The sequence below is a fragment of the Pseudalgibacter alginicilyticus genome, from assembly GCF_001310225.1.
Classification (GTDB): Bacteria; Bacteroidota; Bacteroidia; order Flavobacteriales; family Flavobacteriaceae; genus Pseudalgibacter; species Pseudalgibacter alginicilyticus.
This window is the reverse complement of sequence record NZ_CP012898.1, coordinates 1,192,445-1,211,936: the sequence shown is the minus strand read 5'-3', so window position 1 is coordinate 1,211,936 and position 19,492 is coordinate 1,192,445. Positions and strand designations below refer to the sequence as shown.

19 protein-coding genes and 1 tRNA gene are annotated in these 19,492 nt (G+C 32.4%); 9 read left to right on the top strand and 11 right to left on the bottom strand.

Translation table 11 applies throughout. The annotated features are described in order from the left end of the window. The first annotated feature begins 23 nt into the window (after positions 1-23). From APS56_RS04955 to tpiA, 3 genes are read left to right on the top strand one after another with little or no spacing between them, the layout of a single operon-like run. Complete coding sequence (locus APS56_RS04955) at positions 24-1,100, top strand: ABC transporter permease (protein WP_054725462.1); 1,077 nt, start codon at positions 24-26, stop codon at positions 1,098-1,100. 51 nt (positions 1,101-1,151) lie between these two features. Then, positions 1,152-1,637: a TlpA family protein disulfide reductase gene (locus tag APS56_RS04950; protein WP_054725460.1), complete on the top strand. Its 486-nt coding sequence runs from the start codon at positions 1,152-1,154 to the stop codon at positions 1,635-1,637. A 41-nt stretch (positions 1,638-1,678) separates the two neighbouring features. Continuing rightward, positions 1,679-2,428, top strand: a complete 750-nt coding sequence (gene tpiA, locus APS56_RS04945; protein ID WP_054725458.1) for a triose-phosphate isomerase — start codon at positions 1,679-1,681, stop codon at positions 2,426-2,428. Between the two features lie 118 nt (positions 2,429-2,546). Here the strand turns inward: tpiA and APS56_RS04940 are convergent, their stop codons facing one another. Beyond that, on the bottom strand, positions 2,547-3,749 hold the full coding sequence (locus tag APS56_RS04940) for a porin (RefSeq protein WP_054725455.1): 1,203 nt from the start codon (positions 3,747-3,749) through the stop codon (positions 2,547-2,549). 67 nt (positions 3,750-3,816) lie between these two features. Between APS56_RS04940 and prmA the strand changes: the two genes are divergently transcribed. Beyond that, positions 3,817-4,647 carry a 50S ribosomal protein L11 methyltransferase gene (gene prmA, locus APS56_RS04935; protein ID WP_054725452.1) on the top strand — a complete coding sequence of 277 codons (831 nt, stop codon included), beginning with the start codon at positions 3,817-3,819 and terminating at the stop codon, positions 4,645-4,647. Positions 4,648-4,678: 31 nt separating this feature from the next. After that, entirely contained in the window at positions 4,679-4,954 is a 276-nt protein-coding gene (locus APS56_RS04930) for an ATP-dependent Clp protease adaptor ClpS (RefSeq protein ID WP_054725449.1), read from the top strand. 195 nt (positions 4,955-5,149) lie between these two features. Here APS56_RS04930 and APS56_RS04925 read toward each other — a convergent pair whose 3' ends face one another. From APS56_RS04925 to APS56_RS04880, 10 genes are all read right to left on the bottom strand, one after another. Next, positions 5,150-6,562 carry an MBL fold metallo-hydrolase gene (locus APS56_RS04925; RefSeq protein WP_054725446.1) on the bottom strand — a complete coding sequence of 471 codons (1,413 nt, stop codon included), beginning with the start codon at positions 6,560-6,562 and terminating at the stop codon, positions 5,150-5,152. A 141-nt stretch (positions 6,563-6,703) separates the two neighbouring features. After that, complete coding sequence (locus APS56_RS04920) at positions 6,704-7,495, bottom strand: sulfite exporter TauE/SafE family protein (protein ID WP_054725443.1); 792 nt, start codon at positions 7,493-7,495, stop codon at positions 6,704-6,706. After that, positions 7,496-7,909: a DUF6691 family protein gene (locus APS56_RS04915; protein WP_054725440.1), complete on the bottom strand. Its 414-nt coding sequence runs from the start codon at positions 7,907-7,909 to the stop codon at positions 7,496-7,498. Positions 7,910-7,987: 78 nt separating this feature from the next. Continuing rightward, on the bottom strand, positions 7,988-8,548 hold the full coding sequence (locus tag APS56_RS04910) for a YeeE/YedE family protein (protein WP_054725437.1): 561 nt from the start codon (positions 8,546-8,548) through the stop codon (positions 7,988-7,990). Positions 8,549-8,591: 43 nt separating this feature from the next. Continuing rightward, a complete protein-coding gene (locus APS56_RS04905; RefSeq protein WP_054725434.1) occupies positions 8,592-9,221 on the bottom strand; it encodes a Crp/Fnr family transcriptional regulator in 630 nt (209 codons plus the stop codon). Positions 9,222-9,298: 77 nt separating this feature from the next. Next, positions 9,299-9,508: a YgaP family membrane protein gene (locus APS56_RS04900; RefSeq protein WP_054725431.1), complete on the bottom strand. Its 210-nt coding sequence runs from the start codon at positions 9,506-9,508 to the stop codon at positions 9,299-9,301. Between the two features lie 16 nt (positions 9,509-9,524). Beyond that, positions 9,525-9,830, bottom strand: a complete 306-nt coding sequence (locus APS56_RS04895) for a hypothetical protein (RefSeq protein WP_054725429.1) — start codon at positions 9,828-9,830, stop codon at positions 9,525-9,527. Positions 9,831-9,869: 39 nt separating this feature from the next. Next, positions 9,870-13,064 (bottom strand): efflux RND transporter permease subunit, encoded by a 3,195-nt coding sequence (locus APS56_RS04890; RefSeq protein WP_054725426.1) that lies wholly within the window; start codon positions 13,062-13,064, stop codon positions 9,870-9,872. 138 nt (positions 13,065-13,202) lie between these two features. Continuing rightward, the gene (locus APS56_RS04885; RefSeq protein ID WP_054725423.1) at positions 13,203-14,279 is read right to left on the bottom strand and encodes an efflux RND transporter periplasmic adaptor subunit; all 1,077 of its coding nucleotides are present in this window, start codon (positions 14,277-14,279) and stop codon (positions 13,203-13,205) included. Positions 14,280-14,287: 8 nt separating this feature from the next. After that, the gene (locus APS56_RS04880; RefSeq protein ID WP_054725420.1) at positions 14,288-15,598 is read right to left on the bottom strand and encodes a TolC family protein; all 1,311 of its coding nucleotides are present in this window, start codon (positions 15,596-15,598) and stop codon (positions 14,288-14,290) included. A 192-nt stretch (positions 15,599-15,790) separates the two neighbouring features. On the opposite strand from APS56_RS04880, the gene APS56_RS04875 reads away from it, so the two are divergent. From APS56_RS04875 to APS56_RS04860, 4 genes are all read left to right on the top strand, one after another. Next, positions 15,791-15,864 (top strand) — tRNA-Arg (locus APS56_RS04875). Positions 15,865-16,099: 235 nt separating this feature from the next. Further along, positions 16,100-17,350 carry a site-specific integrase gene (locus APS56_RS04870; protein ID WP_054725417.1) on the top strand — a complete coding sequence of 417 codons (1,251 nt, stop codon included), beginning with the start codon at positions 16,100-16,102 and terminating at the stop codon, positions 17,348-17,350. Positions 17,351-17,439: 89 nt separating this feature from the next. Beyond that, complete coding sequence (locus tag APS56_RS04865) at positions 17,440-18,759, top strand: tyrosine-type recombinase/integrase (protein WP_054725414.1); 1,320 nt, start codon at positions 17,440-17,442, stop codon at positions 18,757-18,759. Then, positions 18,752-19,471 (top strand): hypothetical protein, encoded by a 720-nt coding sequence (locus APS56_RS04860; RefSeq protein WP_157757607.1) that lies wholly within the window; start codon positions 18,752-18,754, stop codon positions 19,469-19,471. The genes APS56_RS04865 and APS56_RS04860 overlap by 8 nt, the downstream gene beginning before the upstream one ends. Positions 19,472-19,492: the final 21 nt, after the last annotated feature.

Below are 19,492 nucleotides of genomic sequence, written 5' to 3'. Positions count from 1 at the left end.
AAACAAACACAAACACGCTACAACTGATAAGCTACCTTTTAAATAAAATTTTTTACGCGCTGCTCACATTATTTGGAGTGGTAACGGTTATTTTTTTTTTATTTAACGTACTTCCTGGAGACCCTGCTCAAATGATGTTGGGGCAAAATGAAGATAGTGCTCAGTTAGCAACTGTGAAACAAAAATATGGTTTTGATAAACCAATTAGTACACAGTATTTTTATTATTTAAATGATTTGTTACCTATTTCGTTTCATTCAAATCAAGCAGAAGATTACACTTATTTAAGAGCAGGTAAATATGTAGCAATTAGATTGTTTACCATAAAAAATACAACAGTTGTTTTAAAATTTCCATATTTACGGGAATCCTTCACAAAACAAGGTAAAAAAGTCAGTCAAGTTTTAAGCGAAACGCTTCCTAATACTTTTGTGTTAGCCATAACGGCAATTGTTATTGCTATGATTTCAGGGGTTTTATTAGGTATTGTTTCTGCTTTGAATAAAGACAAATGGTTGGATAAAACCATCCAAATTTTCAGCACTTTGGGTATGAGTGTGCCATCCTTTTTTAGTGCTATTTTATTTGCTTGGTTTTTTGGCTATGTATTGCACAATTACACACATTTAGAAATGACAGGGAGTTTGTATGAGTTAGACGACTTTGGAGAAGCCATGCACATTAAATGGAAAAACCTCATATTACCAGCTATTGTTTTAGGTATACGTCCACTAGCAGTGGTTATTCAGTTAATGAGAAATAGTTTACTGGAAGTTTTTAATCAGGATTATATCCGTACAGCAAGAGCTAAGGGGTTAAGTGAGTTTCAAATTATAAAAAAGCACGCTCTTAAAAATGCATTAAATCCTGTTGTAACTGCTATTTCTGGTTGGTTTGCTTCTATGTTAGCCGGAGCTGTTTTTGTGGAATATATTTTTGGATGGAATGGATTAGGAAAAGAAATTGTTAATGCGTTAAACACTTTGGATTTACCTGTAATTATGGGGTCGGTACTGATTATTGCACTACTCTTTATAATTATTAATATTTTTGTAGATATAATTTATGTTTGGTTAGACCCTAAAGTAAAACTTGAGTAAATTTGTTATTTCCAAAAAAAGTGGAAATCTTACAAAGCAAATTTCAAAAAAATGAAAAAAATTACATACTTCATATTAATTCTCATTACAGTATTTAACTGTAATAAAGAAGTGCCTACTAAATTTTCGGTAGAAGCGTTAAACGATACCTTTTTAGATTTAGAAGGGAATGCTGTAGCATTCAAAAATATTTTAGCTAAACATAAAGAAAAAACAATTGTTATTGACATTTGGGCGTCCTGGTGTGGTGATTGCATTAAAGGGATGCCAAAAGTAAAGGTGTTACAAAAAGACCATAAGGATGCGGTGTATATTTTTTTGTCGTTGGATAGAGGTGTAGAGGCATGGAAAAAAGGTATAGAAAAATATGATGTTCGTGGAGAACATTACTATTTGCCATCTGGAAAAGACAGTGCCTTTGGAGATTTTGTAAATATAGATTGGATTCCAAGATATATGGTGGTTGATGCTACAGGTAATATTAAATTGTTTAGAGCTGTAGAGGCCGATGATAAACGAATTATAGAAATTTTATAAATATTAATAAAATCCCTTGATTTAAAAAGGGTGTCTTAAAGATGAGAAAAAAAATAGTAGCAGGTAATTGGAAAATGAACAATGATTTAGCTCAAACTGAAACATTGATTACAAGTTTGAAGAAACAAACAAATACATCCAATGCAGAAGTTATGATAGCTCCAACATTTACTAATTTATGGCAAGCTTATCAGACTCTAAAAGATAATGCGATAGAAGTTATTGCTCAAAATATGCACTTTGCAGATAATGGTGCTTTTACAGGAGAAATCAGTGGAGGAATGCTAAAAAGCATTGGGATAAATACAGTTATTTTAGGTCATAGTGAGCGTCGTGAATATTTTAATGAAACAGATGAATTATTAGCTAAAAAAGTAGATACAGCTTTAGCAAAAGGTATGCGTGTTATTTTTTGTTTTGGAGAGGTTTTAGCTGATAGAAAATCAGGAAATCATGAAAATGTGGTTGAAAGCCAAATAAAAAATGCTTTGTTTCATTTAGATGCTGCGGCATTTCAAAATATTGTATTGGCTTATGAGCCAGTTTGGGCAATTGGTACAGGTGAAACTGCAAGTCCAGAGCAAGCACAAGACATGCATGCATTTATAAGAAAAACTTTAGACAGTAAATATGGAGATATTGTTGCAGAAGATGTATCCATACTTTATGGAGGAAGTGTAAAACCAGCAAATGCTCAAGAGATTTTTTCTAAACCAGATGTAGATGGCGGTTTAATTGGCGGAGCAGCACTTAATGCTGACGACTTTTTTGCAATAGTTAATGCATTTTAAGTAATAGCAGCCATTTTAATAATATTCTTAAAAAGGGTATTCTTTACATGTTAAAGTTTTAAAGAATACCCTTTTTTTAAGATTGATATTTATCAATAGATCTTGAGAAGATACTTTTTTAAATACCTATTTCTACTTGAAACCGTAAATACCAATTGTTGGCTTTGCTTGAATCAAAATAGTTTAATTCACTATTTGTAATTTCGGCTTGTAATTTTAATGAGTGTTCCCAGATATATTTAGTGACGCCAAGGCTATACTGATTGGTTTGGGGTGTGAGTATTTCAATATTTTCATGAGGTTCTTGGTAAGAATAGCGTCCAACTAACTCATAATTGTTTTCAAAAATATAACTCAATTGTGCATCAAAACCACTACCAGTAAACACATATTTAGACTCAGTGGAATCATCTGGATTTATAGTTATAGGGTTATCAGAAAGTCTATTCATATAAGCCGTTTGAAAGGCCCAACCATTGTATTTTAAAATAGCATCAAGTAATAAAGACTGAATATCGCGTTTTTCAAACAATTCATCACCAATAGTTCCACGAGTTCTTCGAGCTTTATTATTGTAATGATAAACACCAGAAAGCATTAGTTTAGGTTTTGGTTCACGTTTTATATCCCCTTCAAACAAGGTCCCATTATTTTGAAACGCACCAAAAGGAAAAAGCTCTAGTCGGCCTGTATAAGCTAATCCATTATCGGGTTCTTTGGTCCAGTTTCTGCCTTCTCCAGTACTAACCGCGGTTTTTATATTATATGAAAATTTGTTTTCAAATTCATTTAAATAATATATTTGTAATCCAAAATCTCTATCAATATTAAAACTTGAATTATTGATAGATCGATCTGTAAGCTGCAAACCTCCAGATGAATTTATACGTTGCCTATTTCCTGGTAGTTTTGTTTGTCCAAAACCAATATTCCAATGCTCATTTGGTCTGTAAAAAACAATAGCATCTCTAATAATATTTAGATTATCTCCATCTTCTATCGCGCCTACATCATTTGGGGAGAATGATAATTGAATGACATAAATTATTTGTGGATCACCTACATAACCGTCAAAACGCAAACGCAAACGTCTAATCATAGCTTCATAGCCATTTTCTTCATTGTCATTATTTAAGTAAGTAAAACGATTTTGCATTCTAAAGCGAATATTCAATTTAAAAATACTATCAGGAGAAGTAATACCTAATCCTTTACCAAAATTGTAATATGGTAGGGCAGATAACTTTATATCGTTAGTTTCTTGAGATTTTATTGTTTGATATAACATCAAGAATAGAATGGCAATAATATATTTATTCATAATAAGTTTAATTTGAAACAAAAGTAATAGTAACTAAATTAATGATTTGTAAATTTGCAAAAAAAATATGTCTGAAATATATATTGGTTATACATTTAAGGTACATCCTTTGCAACCAGCAGTTGAAATTTTAATTGCTGAATTAGGGTATGCAGGTTTTGAAAGTTTTGTTGAAACGGAAGAAGGTACGATAGCGTATATTCAAAAAGAAGAATGGCGTGAAGATATTCTTGATGATATTCAGATATTAAGTTCAGATGAGTTTGAGGTTTCTTATAGCCTCGAAGAAATTGAACAAACCAATTGGAATGCAGAATGGGAAAAGAATTTTAACCCTATTGTGGTAGATGATATTTGTGCTGTTAGAGCACCATTTCATAAAAAATTTGATACTGCATTTGATATAATTATTGAACCCAAAATGAGTTTTGGTACTGGACACCATGAAACTACTCACATGATGATTCAACATATTTTAAAAAATGATTTTAAAAACAAATCGGTGTTAGATATGGGCTGCGGCACAGGTGTTTTAGCTATTTTAGCCGAAATGAAAGGCGCTAAATCTATTGATGCGGTAGATTATGATAATTGGTGTTATTTAAATAGTATTGAAAATGTGGAACGAAATAATTGTGAACGTATAACAGTTATAGAAGGAGATGCATCTGCTTTAAAAAACAAATATGACATAATTATAGCTAATATAAATCGTAATATTTTATTACAAGATATGGAAACTTATGTATCTTGTTTAAATGAGAATGCTGTGTTATTTTTGAGTGGATTTTATAATGATGATATACCAATCATACAAGAAGCATGTGAAAAATATTTGTTAAAATTTGAAGAAAAATTTGAAAGAAACCATTGGGTTGCTCTAAAATTTATAAATTAGTATATATTTTATCTCTAAGATTATTAAAAACATGAGTACTAAAGAAAAAACATCAGAAGAAGTATTACTTGAAGAAGAAGTGTTAACTCAAAACGAAATTGTTTTGCATAATGACGATGTAAATACCTTTGATCACGTTATTGAAACACTTATGTATGCATGCGATCATGGAGCAGAACAAGCTGAGCAATGTGCTATTTTAGTACATTATAAAGGGAAATGTACCGTTAAAACAGGATTGTATGACGATTTAAAACCGCGTTGTTCTATGTTATTGGAAGCAGGTTTAAGTGCCGAAATCGTTTAAAGAATATTTTAAATTTTAAACCTGACAAATCTGGACTTTGACTACACTCAGTCCCAATATTTGTCAGGTTTTTTTATTGAGTTTTTCTCATAAAAATTTAGCTAAAGTCATTTTAGGTAAATTTACAACTCTAAAGTGATAGTTTAAATAGTAGGTGTTATTACAATTTCTTTGGCTACTAAAAAACAGTAATGATTAAAGTGATGTAGGACAAACAAAATTGGTTTTAGGTAAATTAGTCTTTTTAATAGCTCCAAATCCACCAATAATATCTACTAAATTATTAAACCCTCTGGCTTTTAAAATGGAGGATGCAATAGCACTTCTATAGCCTCCAGCACAATAAATATAGTAGGTTTTATTTTTGTCTATCTTAGACATGTTTTTATTAATAAAATCTAAAGGGAAATGCTGTACATTATCTCCTTTAAGGTGTTCCGATTTGTATTCACCATCTTTTCTAACATCTAAAACATGAATATTTTCATTTTCAAAATGATTTGAAAAAGTATCAACAGAAATAGATTTAATGCTATCAAGATCTTTACCTGCTTGTTTCCAAGCGGTTATACCATCTTTTAAATATCCTAACGTATTGTCATAGCCCACACGTGATAACCGGGTAACAGTTTCTTTTTCTTTTCCTTGGGGTGTGACTAATAGAATAGGCTGCTTTAGGTCTGTTATTAAAGCCCCTACCCATGGCGCAAAGCTACCATTTATACCTATGAAAATAGAGTTAGGGATATGAGCCTTCAAAAATTCTTGTTCATCTCTAACATCTAAAATCAAAGCATTTTCATAATTGGCAATTTTTTCAAATTCTTCTGGACCATAAGGCGTATCTCCTTTTTTTAAAACGGTTTCAAAATTAGTATAACCCCGTTTATTCATTTTGGCATTTTCTGCAAAATATTGTGGTGGGGGTGGAATGTCTTTTAAAACGTCTCTTATAAATTCATCTTTAGACATGTTAACACGGAGCGCATAATTGGTTTTCTTTTGTTCGCCTAACAAACCAACCGTTTCTTTACTTAAGTTTTTACCACAGGCAGAGCCAGCTCCATGAGCTGGATAAACAATTACATCATCTGGTAGAGGCATGATTTTATTTCGAAGTGATTCGTAAAGCATGCCCGCTAAATCTTCTTTAGTTAGGTCTGACTTAATTGCCAAATCGGGTCTGCCTACGTCTCCTAAAAACAACGTGTCTCCAGAAAATATAGCATGTTCTTTACCTTTTTTATCTATTAAAAGATAGGTAGCGGATTCCAAAGTATGGCCAGGTGTGTGCAATACCTTTATGCTGATATTTCCAAGTTTAAAAACTTCATTGTCTTTGGCAATATACGCTTCATAATCTGTTTCTGCATTTGGACCAAAAATGATAGTTGCACCTGTTTTTTTAGCTAAATCAATATGGCCTGATACAAAATCAGCATGAAAATGTGTCTCAAAAATATATTTAATTTTGGCATTTTCGTGTTCAGCTTTATCTACGTATTGTTGTGTTTCGCGCAAAGGGTCTATAATGGCAACTTCACCTTCAGATTCTATATAATATGCACCTTGAGCCAGGCAACCTGTATAAATTTGTTCTACTTTCATAAAATATTAGTCATTCAATTAAATGGCAGATGTTTTACTGATTTTTTATTCGTATTATTTATAATACGAATAGTTTAAAAATTATGCTTACCAAAGTTAATGAATTTTGATAATTTTATGTGTGACATTTGTAACATATGCTTAGTTTATTTCCTTGTAAATAATATAGATAGCCATTATTATGGTGAAAAAACCAAAGCTTTTTTTGAGTTTTTTACCACTTATAAATTTTGATAAAAATACCCCTATTACAATACCGCCTATGGCCATAGAAGTAAAAACAAGTAAAAATTGCCATTCAATTTTTAAGGTTTGAACATCGCCAATAAAACCAATTAAAGAGTTGATAGTAATAATAACCAGCGATGTACCAACTGCTTTTTTCATAGGTAAATGTGCCCAGAGGACTAAGGCTGGAATGTATAAAAAACCTCCCCCTGCACCAATAATACCAGTTATGGTTCCAATAAAAAGTCCTTGAACAAACGTTTTAGAATAATGTTGTTTTGTTGGACAGAGTGCGTCTTTTTTCTTGTTTTTAATCATTGAAATGGCAGCTAAAAACATGATGATTGCAAAAAACAGCATGATGCTCATTTCTTTGGTAAGTTCGTAATTCCCAAATGTGGCAATGGTTTCGGGAATATTCGGTACTACATACCGTCGAGATAAATAAACGGCTAAAAATGATGGAAACGAAAAAGCCAACCCCGTTTTAAAATCTACCAAGCCTTTTCTGTGTTTTTGATATGTCCCTACCATTGAGGTTATACCTACCACAAAAAGCGAGTATGCAGTTGCAAGTACAGGGTTGTATCCCAAAAGATACACCAAAACGGGCACCGTTAAGATAGAGCCGCCACCACCAATAAGTCCTAAAATTAAACCAACTGTAAGTGCTCCAACAAACCCAAAAAGGTGTGGCATGTCCATTTAATGGGGGAGTTTGTGTTTAATAACACCGTAGATAAAAGTGCCTAAAATAGCAGCAGCAATAACTATAATTATACTGTAAACACCAGTTCCGAATAGAATGTATAATGGCCCTGGGCAAGCTCCAATAAGTGCCCAACCTAGTCCAAATATTGTCCCGCCAATAATGTATTTTTTAAAACCTCTTTCTTTCTTTGGAACAAAAATATCAGCACCTTTATTACTTTTTATAATTCCTTTTTTTGAAATTTGAAGAAATATTATACCGCAAGCAATAGCTGTTCCAATAATGCCATACATGTGAAAAGATTGAAAACGGAACATTTCGTAGATACGATACCATGAAACAGCTTCAGATTTAACTAAAACAATTCCAAAAAAGATACCTATCAATAAAAATTTCAAGAATTTCATTTGTTTATATTTATTATTAAATGTAGGTTGTTATTCCGTTTTTAGCTAAGATTATAAAATGGTTAATGGTTTATTGCATCATTTAAAAATTAAAGGAAAAATAAGGTTAGCCATAATTAAACCACCAATAAAAAAACCAATTACAGCTATTAGAGAGGGTTTTTGTAAACTACTTAAGCCAGAAATAGCATGTCCAGAAGTGCAACCGTCTGCATAGCGTGTTCCAAAACCAACAAGCAAACCTCCAATTATTAAAATTAGTAGATTTTTTAATGAGATTAAAGCTTCAAAATCATATAATTCATTCGGAACTAAGGCTGCACCTGAATTTTCAAAGCCCATGCTTTTAAGCTCTGTAACGGTTTTGGGGTTTAAATCGGTTATACTGTCGTTTGATAAATAATGAACAGCTATAAACCCACCAATAATAGCACCAAGTACAACCACTAAATTCCATGATTGTTCTTTCCAATTGAATTTAAAAAAATCTGAAAATTTTCCGGCGCCACCAATTGCACACATGGTTTTTAGATTTGATGACATGCCAAAGGTCTTCTCAAAATAGAGTAGGAGTGCCATCACTAAGGCTATTAAAGGGCCTGATATATACCAAGGCCATGGGTTTAAAATATATTCCATTATTTAGTATTTTTAATGCATATTCTGTTTAGTCCAACTTAGTTTAAATAACTACAATTTTATTTCTCCCCAATTTTATTTTACTTTCATTTTCTAATTGTTTTAAAAGTCTGGAAACGACTACCCGAGATGTGTTTAAATCTTCGGCAATGTCTTGATGTTTTATATGAATGGTTTTAGTGTCATTTAGCATTACTTTGTTTTTTAAATACTTGTATAAACGCTCATCCATTTTCATAAAAGCAAGGCTGTCTATAGCTTCCAACATTTCATCAAAACGTATTTGATAGCTTTGTAATATGAAGTTTCTCCAGCTTTCATTATTATGAAACCAAGTTTGCATGTTTTGAACAGGAATTAAAACAAGGCTAGAATCTTTTTCAGCTACAGCTCTAATTTTACTTTTTGTGGTGCCTAAACAGCAGGTAAGTGACATGGTACAAGTATCTCCTGCTTCTAAAAAATATATAAGTAGCTCATTGCCCTCGTTATCTTCTCTTAATATTTTGATGTCTCCAGATAATAAAAGAGGAATAAAGTTTAAAGGCTCATTGATATCAATAATGATTTCGTTTTGTTTGAATGTTTTAAATATGCCTTTTTCTGAAATTTCCGAAATCAAATTGTCATCTAACGTAGCTGCAAATTTTTGTTGTAGTAAGTCCTTAATCATACCCAAAAATAGCAATTAAAAATGGAATTAATTGTATGTTGGGTTTTTATTGATATGGTTTAGAAGGAAATTTTAAATTAAGAAGTTGAACAATTACCACCTTCTTTTTTAATTCCTAATTTCATTAGAATAGTTTCTAATAAACACCATTTTGTGAAAGCTGATTGAATTAAATTAACACCAATAAACACTGTAAACCACATCCAATTTGGGTGGACATATACGGTTAAGACAACACTTAGTAGTATCATAGAGCCTACAATGACTCTGAAATATGTATTTAACATTTTTATTGTTTTTAGGTTATATAAATTTTTCTATCGGAACCACAACTGCTTTAATAGGGTTGTTGGTTTCTAGTTGATTATTGAATTCTTTAATCTGAAGGAATAATACATCAATATTTTCATCATTAGTAAATGAGAAAAACAAGCGCGATTCATTACCAAATTTTTCACCAGGAAACCAACTGGAAGCCATTAGTACAGGTGCACTATTTTTATGACCATCAATGTCTGAGCTGCTAAAATTTTGAATATTTGAGTTTTTGAAGAGTTTCAAAACATCTTTTTGAAATTCTTCGACTGCTGTAACGATGACTAATTTCATGTTTTTAAAGGTTATTTTCTACTGATGTTACTAATTTTTTTATGAATAATTTTTCTTTTCAATCATATAGTATACCAGTGGTACAACTAATAATGTTAGCACTGTTGAAACAATAGTACCACCCATTAAGGAAATGGCTAATCCTTGGAAAATAGGGTCGAATAGTATAACAAATGCGCCAATAACAACCGTTCCTGCAGTAAGTAAAATGGGTGTTGTTCGTACAGCTCCTGCCTCAATAGCTGCTTGTTTCAATGGCACGCCTTCTGCGGTTCTTAAGTTAATAAAGTCAATCAGCAATACCGAGTTTCTAACCATGATTCCTGCTAAAGCAATCATTCCAATAAAAGAAGTAGCCGTAAAAAATGCGCCCATTAGCCAGTGTCCTAAAATAATACCGATTAATGACAGTGGAATGGCAACCATCATTACTATGGGAGCTTTGAAGTTTTGAAACCATCCTACAATTAAAATATAGATTAAGATAATGGCCCCTAAAAAAGCAATTCCTAAATCTCTAAATACTTCTAATGTAATCTGCCATTCACCATCCCATTTTACGGTATAATCATTTTCATAATCTGGTTGCCCTAAATACATTTCGTTAATTTTATAACCTTTTGGTAAAGGGATGTCTTTTAACTTTTCTTCCATACCAAGAATGGCATAAGCAGGGCTTTCTAATTTTCCAGCCATGTCTGCCAATACATAAACCACACGCTTTTGGTTTTTGCGGTATATACTTTTTGCAGCTTTGGTTTCGCTAATGTTTATTAAATCTGCAATAGGCACCATATTGCCTAATTTTGATTTTACCTTCAATTGAGAAATATCTGTAACTGTAGATTTTTCTTTTTCATCTAAAGCCAAAACTAAACCAACTTGATTAACAGCATCTTCATCATATAGTGATGTTATTGCTTTATTAGATAAAGCCATATTCACGGTATATACAATTTGTTGTGGAGCAACCCCATATAACATTGCTTTTTCTTTGTTAATTTCAAATTGATATTCGGTTTGGTCATCTTCAACCATCCAATCAATATCAACGACATCCTCGGTGTTTTTTAGAATATCTTGAATGCTATTTGCTATCTTAATTTGTTCATTGTAATCGGGGCCATACACTTCGGCAACAATGGTAGATAAAACAGGTGGTCCTGGTGGTACCTCCACTAATTTTACATTTGCATGGTATTTGGAAGCAATTTTTTGAATATCTGGACGTAATAATTTAGCAATATCATGGCTTTGATATGAGCGCTCAGCTTTATCAATTAAGTTAACTTGAATATCTGCCATATTGCTCCCTCCTCGTAAATCGTAATGACGTACCAATCCGTTAAAAGTAATAGGGGCCGATGTTCCTATATAGTTTTGATAATTTACTACTTCTGTTCGTGTTGATAAATATTGAGATATTTCTTGAGCTACGACGCTTGTACGTTCTAATGTTGTGCCTTCAGGCATATCAATTACAACTTGAAATTCATTTTTATTATCAAAAGGCAACATTTTTACGGCAACAGAATTGGTAAAAAACAGAGCCATCGTTCCTAATAATACGGCAAAGGTTCCTAATAAAAATAACCAGCGCTTACTTTTGCTTTCTAATAAAGGTCGTTCAAACTTGTTATAAATTTTATAAATAAGAGTGTCTTCAACCACTTTTTCTGATTTTTCTATCAACTCTTTTTTATCTTTTTCTCTTAGAAAAATATAGCCTAAGTAGGGGGTGATTGTTAAAGCGACGAATAATGATAAAATCATGGCAATAGAGGCTCCAATTGGCATAGGTGCCATGTACGGCCCCATTAATCCAGATACAAAAGCCATAGGTAACACCGAAGCAATGACAGTAAATGTTGCTAAAATAGTAGGATTACCTACTTCATTAATTGCATACAATGCAGCTTGTTTAAATGGGAGACGTTTCATTTTGAAATGTCTATGCATATTTTCTGCAATAATTATGGAATCATCAACCACTATTCCTGTTACAAATACTAAAGCGAACAAGGTGATTCGGTTTAATGTATAATCGAGCATGTAATAACTTAACAAGGTTAAAGCAAACGTAATTGGAACTGATAAAAACACCACCAATCCACCGCGCCAACCCATGGCTAACATAACTACAATGGTAACAGCAAAAATAGAACCTATAAGGTGTAGTAATAATTCTGATACTTTATGTGAAGCCGTTTCTCCGTAGTTTCTTGTTATTTCAACATGAACATCATCAGGTATTAAATTGCTGCGTAAATGATTAACTTTATCAATAATTACCTCTGCAATTTTCATGGCATCAGCGCCTTTTCTTTTGGCAATAGAAATGGTAACAGCTGGATATTCTGATTTATAATCTGAAGATTTTACGCTCCCTTTTCCAAAACCTAAGCTTACATAGTTTTGAGGCACCTCTGGTCCGTCAATAATATGGGCAATTTGTTTTAAATAAATGGGTTGATTTTGTTGTACTCCAACTACTAAGTTTTCAACATCTGTTGCAGATGCTAAAAAATGACCTGTGTTAATTAAAAATTCAGTGTCATTTTTATCGAAACTTCCAGAACTCAACTGGGCATTATTAGCTTTTATCATTTCAGAAACAGACAAGAAATCCAATCCACTTGAAGCTAGTTTATCTTTATCTAAAACTACACGTAGTTGACGATTTCTTCCACCAATTTTATGTGTTGTTGATACATCATTAACCTTTTTTATTTCAGCTTCCAATTCTTGGGCCATTAGGTTTAATTGGTAGTCGTCATAATTTTCACTCCACAAAGTAAGCCCTAACATAGGCACATCATCAATAGCACGTGTTTTTACTAAAGGAAAAGTAACACCCGCAGGCATTTGATCCATGTGTTTATTAATTTCATTATATAATTTTACAAAAGAACGCTCAATATCTTCACCCACGTAAAACTGAACAATCACCATAGCTTGCTCTTTCATGGACGTTGAATAGACGTATTCTACGCCTTTAATATTTGAAATTAATTGCTCTAATGGTTTAACGACTCGTGATTCTACTTCCGTAGGGCTGGCACCTGGATAACCAACAAATATATCAGCCATAGGTACATCAATTTGTGGCTCTTCTTCACGCGGAATTAGAAACGAACTATATACCCCAATGACCATAAAGACAATCATTAACAAAACAGTTAATTTTGATTGTATAAAAACCTTGGCAATTTTTCCTGCGATTCCTTCTTTCATAATTATTCCTTTTTAACATTACCTCATTTTAAGGAGGTAATTTTTATTTGTTTGCGTTTTTAATAGGTTATCCTCACCATGTTTTTTTGCATTTGGCAAAAAAATATTTTCACTTTTATCCTTAACGCAGCTTTTTAGTTATTGAATTGAAATTTTAACACCATTATAAAGTTTCCCTTCAGCTGAAATGATATAAGTTTCATCTGCATTTAAGCCGGATAATACTTCCACTTGATTTCCAAAAGTCCTACCTAAACGCAACCAGCGTAATAGCGCCGTATTACTTTGGCTTGGTGTATAAATACCAGATAATTGGCCGTTGGTGATAATGGCTTCTGTAGGCACTAAAACCATGGCAGATTTTGCTTTTCTTTTTATGGGAAATTGTATAGTTGTAAACATGCCAGACAGTATATTCGTATCAGTTTTTTCTAAATCTATTTTTACTATATATTGACCTCCTGTATTTTTAGCTGAGCTGCTTACCTCTGTAACTTTTCCTTTAACGGTTTTGTTGATAGATTTTACTAAAACATCTACAGTTGTTTCTTTTTTAATTTCGGAAATTTCTGACTCAGGAACCATTGCTATAACTTCAAAACTATCTGGAGTTTCTATACTAATCAATGGTACTCCAGGATTTGCCATATTACCTGATTTTACACTTTTATTAGTAATTATTCCATTAAAAGGAGCTGTAATATTGCTATATGTAAATTGAGCATTGACTTCATTTTTCATTTGATTAGCAGATTCTAAACGCGCTTTTGCCATTTCAAAATTAGCTGTTATGTCGTCCATTTCTTTTTGTGATACACTATTATTGGCAAGTAAGTTTTTAAATCGGTTGTAATCTTTTTTTGCATTATTAAAAGCGGCTGTAGCTTCCGTAATCGAAGCATCTACCTGTGCACGTTTTGCTTGTAAATCGGTATTATTAATTGATACTAATAATTGGCCTTTATTAACTTTATCTCCAACATTTACATGCACTTTAGTAACGTAACCCATCATTCTTGTGCTTAAATCAGCACTATTAGTTGCTTGTATTTTTCCACTGACACTTAAAAATGGATTATTGCTATTGGCTTCTACTTGCCTTGTTTTTACAGGAATTGCAGGGGCATTATCTGTAGGCTCTTTTTTGTTTTCACTTCCACAACTTGTTAATAATAAAATGATTAAAAGGCTAAGTGTTGTATGTATTGTTTTCATCTTAAAAATTATTCTTCAGTTAAAAATTGTAAATAGGCTTGTGAGTAATTGTATTCAAAAATGGTTTGGTAATATTCCAATTGCTTTTGTGCATATTGGGTTTCAGCCATTAATAAATCGGATGTTTTTTCTAAACCTTCTTTAAATCTGTTAGTGCGTATTCTTAAAGATTCTTTAGATTGTTCTAAGGCTAAAGTGGTTAATTTTAATTTGTTTTTAGCGTCTAAAAAAGCACGTTTGGCTTTGTTTAATTCTAAATTACTTTTAGATATGTATTGATTGTATTCCAATTTTGATTTTTCAAATTCAGCTCTACTTTTTTGTGATTTTCCAAATCGTTTAGAACCTTGAAAAATATCCCAACTTAATTGTGCACCAAATAAATAACCATTAGCATCTGCTTGAAATAATTGGTCATCATATAGTTCATAACTTCCAAAGGCATTTAATCTTGGTAAAAAGGCCATTTTGTTAGCTTTATTCATTGCTTCAAAAGCATTTGTAGCCATTTCCATTGCTTTAATATCTGAGCGGTTTTTAGAAATAGACTTATTATCTGTGTTTAAATTTGATATTGTTAAACTATCCGTTGGTGTGTAAATCACATAGGTTTCGTCATTCATTAAAAAGGACAAATAATTGGATGCATTTTGCACATGGCTTTTTGCTGTTTGTAACTGGTTTTGAACTTCAGTAACTCTTACTTCTACATTTAGAACATCTGCACGTTGAAGATAACCTTGTTTTAGACTGTTGTCTGCTAAATTTTTGTTGGAATAGGCAGCAGTTAAAGCTTTTTCTAAAACATCTACTGCTTTATAGGCCAATTGCAATTGCATGTATGCTTTTTCAACCTCAAAGACCAAGTGTTCTTGTGTACGCTTTGTTTTTAATAACATGGCTTCCATTTTTGATTTGGCAGCTTTGCGTTGGTATATACCATCTAAATTGATTAATGGTTGTTGAATTTCAAATTTTGTACTATAATTTTCAATCTGAGAAGGGTTGTTTAACAATGCTGGATTAAAATCATTTTGCGTTAAAATTTCTTGATTCAATTTTGAGCCAAAAGCCATTAATGGATTGGTGGTGGCTATTCCTGTGTGACTTGCTGTTATGTTTGGTAAAAACACAGCATTTGTTTGTCTAAAATCAGCTTTAGCTTGGTTGAATTCTTCTTCTGAAATCTTAATAGTTCTGTTTTTTTCTGAAACTATAGCTAAGACTTCAGTTTTTGTGATTGGAATTAGTTCTTGCGCTTGCAATGTTAAGTTCCAAAACAAAATAGATAGTGTTAAAGTATAAATTATTTTTTGCATCAATCGTTTTATTTGTTGTTGCAAAAATAGTTTGGAGCTTTACAAAATTTTGTAACAAAGGTTACCTATGAAAAGTTGTTTAATATTGATAGTTTTAAACCTATCATGAAAGAATAAATATGATTTTAATTAAATTGAAATAAAATTTGGAGATAATTTAATAAAAAATGTATATTTGCACCCACTTAAAAAGGCCTCGTGGCGCAACTGAATAGCGCACTTGATTACGGCTCAAGAGGTTACAGGTTTGAATCCTGTCGAGGTCACTAAAAGTTATTTAAATAGCTACAAAAACCACACAATTCTTATGAATTGTGTGGTTTTCAAGTTTTTAGAGGTTCATTTAATTTGATTTGTTTTGAATTAAAAAGGTAGCTATTCGACACCCAAAGTTCAAAGTGTCTGCTAGAGCAGACACTTTGAAAACTTTAACATATTGAATTGGTTTAGTTGATTTGACTTTCGATCTGATAATTTTTTAATAATTTAAAGACGACAACTATGAGAAGCACAAACACATTTTCTATTCTTTTTGTGGCTAACCAAAAAAAGAAGAATGACGACCAGGCATTACTTTATGCCAGAATTACAGTTGATGGTAAACGAGTGAACTTAAGTCTTAAACGAAAAATTGATATTTTGCTTTGGGATGCTAAAAAGAAAAGGGCAAAAGGAACTTCCAGTGAGGCTAGACAAATAAATCTATATTTAGACCAAACTCACACTCAATTATTTCAGTGCTACCAAGATTTAAAATTCAAGGGTGAATTAATCACGGCTCAACTTATTAAAGCCAGTTACGGAGGAGAGTTAGAAACAAGTAAAACACTTCAGGAGCTCATAGATTATCATACCCGAAAAATCGAAAGCACTTTGGCACCAGGTACCATCATCAATTTTGGAATCACCGAAAACTATATAAAAAGGTTTCTCATTACATCATTAAAAACAACCGACGTATTCCTAAAACAGTTGGATTACAAATTTATTTGCGATTTTGAGACTTTTCTACATAGATATTGGCCAAAAGGCCATCCAAAGACAATGAACCATAATACAGTTATGAAACATTTACAGCGTTTACGTAAAATGGTAACATTGGGTTTTCATATGGAGTGGGTGGATAAAGATCCATTCATGCGATGGAAACCAACATGGGAAAAGAAGGAACGTGAATTTCTTTCAGAGAACGAACTCTCTAATTTAGAGACTTATAATTTCCCAATAGAGCGATTGGAAAGGGTGACAGACTTATTTGTATTTAGTTGTTATACTGGAATCAGTTATGCAGACATAATTACTCTTAATAAATTTAATATTAGCAAAGGAATCGATGGGAATGATTGGATCATATCAAAGCGTCAAAAAACAAAAATTCCTATCAAAGTACCTATATTGGAAAAGGCACAAGAAATGATAGATAAATATAAAGATCATCCTATGACCCAAATAACAGAAACTCTGTTTCCTGTTATTACCAATGAAAAACTTAACTTATATTTAAAGGAGGTGGCCGACGCTTGTGGCATAAAAAAAAACTTGACATTCCACATGGCGCGCCACACATTTGCAACAACAGTCACCTTGAGTAATGGGGTGCCAATCGAAACTGTATCTAAATTATTAAGTCATACAAAAATATCAACAACCCAAATCTATGCAAGAGTGGTAGAGAGAAAGGTTAGTGAGGATATGGAGGATTTAAAGGCTAAACTACAAATTCAAAGAAATAGTAATAGTATAAGCTCATAACCCGAAGGTCACTGGTTCGAGTCCAGTTCCCGCTACAAAATATAAAGTATACAAAATCAACGGTTTAGTTTTTCTAAACCGTTTTTTTTATGCTTAATTTAAATGAATTACTTACCTTTGAAAGTGAAAATGCATACGAAAGTGCATACGATTTGCCAGTAAAAAGAAATTTTTCAAACCCCAAAATCTATTCCGCTAACGGCGATTTAAAAAAGCGCTGGTATCTCTATTTTTCTTATCGAGACCCTAAAAGTGGCAAGCTAAAACGCGTTACCCCATTTTATGGCAATGCCAACAAGTATAAAACCAAAGAAGAACGTCTTTCCGTTTTGGTTACATATAGAAAAGTATTATTACGACTTTTAAAACAAGGTTATAACCCATATTCAGATAATACAGAATTGTATCTAAAATTGCAGTCGAAGGAAACCGTTAAAGAATCGCAAGGTTTAGAGCAGGAACAAAATAACAATACCAAAGCTGTTGAAGAAACGCCAGCAATGACTTTGCAAGAAGCCTTTACTTTTGGATTGAAGCAAAAGGAAAAAATTGTAAATGCAACTACCAAAAGAAGCTATGACAATCGGGTGAAACTGTTTTTAGAATGGATGGGTGAAAATCATTCAGATTTAAAAACTATAGATACCCTAAATAAACAAATTTTGTCTGGCTTTTTAAATGACATTTTAGAGCGGACAAGCGCACGCAACAGAAATAATTACAGAACCGATTTGAGTAGTATTATGCAGGTGTTGGAAGACAATGATATTATAGAATCAAATTTTATAAAGAAAATACCAGTTTTAAAATCCATTCCAGAACGAAATAAAACCTATACCACACAAGCGCAAGAAGAGATATTTGAGTATTTAGAAAAAAATGATCCCTTACTGCTTCTGTATATAAAGTTTATCTCCTATAACTTTTTACGTCCAATCGAAGTGTCCAGACTCACCGTGGGCGACATTAATGTAAAAGATAGAACCATACAGTTCAAGGCAAAAAACAGTCCGTTAAAAACCAAGATCATTCCAGAAATACTGTGGGGTGAATTGCCTGATTTATCCAACTTAAATAAAGCATGGGTCTTGTTCACGCCAGAAAAATTTGGTGGGGTGTGGGATACCAGAGAAGAAAACAGAAGGGACTATTTTTCAAAACGATTTAAAAAGGTCGTAAAGGATCATTTTGGGTTAAGTGAAGATTATGGATTGTATAGTTTCAGACATACATTTATCACCAAGCTATATAGAGCTATGGTTAAAGACTCATCACCACACGCAGCAAAAAGTCAATTGATGCAGATAACAGGCCATACTTCCATGGACGCCTTGGAAAAATACCTAAGGGATATTGATGCCGAATTACCAGCCGATTATTCAGAAATGCTAAAAACTTCCCATGAGTAAACCGTCGCTACATCAATATTATTTGAGTCTGATTTCTAACTTGGTGTCAGAGTTATTTTTCTACATCCCTAAAAATGAAATTAGAGACGATATTATTGAAAAGCTCGATTTTTTAAACAGCACAAACATTTTCAATACCATATTTGTCGTTGATTATTATAAAGGGCCAATTGAATTTAAAACGGGTAGGGATAATACACGCCTTTTATTGAAGGAAAACGATTTGGACAAAAATATATTTGGCCTATTAGAAAAGAAAAGCGAAGTTCCACTACATGAACTCAATTATGTTTTAGATAAATATTTTGAATTGGCAGAATGTCTATTTTATATAACCAATTGGATGGATTCCAACATAGCTAAAACTCTACGAACAGATGGTACAGTTACAGGGATATTCTATATGCAGTCTATAACCTATAAAAAACACTTTGAAATTTTAGTAAAGAACTTTTATCCCACCAAGGACATAATACCCAAAGGAAACTTTAACGCTCTGCAATTAATTGAAACCTATTTTCCGGATATTGCAAGCCAGTATAACAAACACACGGAGCACACCGCACCCACACCCACCACATCATGCGGTGTGCAAGAGGAAATGCAACCACCATTAAATAAAACTAAAAAACAACCTTTAATTACAGAAATAGATGCCGAAAAAATATTATTAGAACAGGTGTTTAATGTTGATTTTAAAAAATTGAATTAAAATTTATGCGTAAATTACACG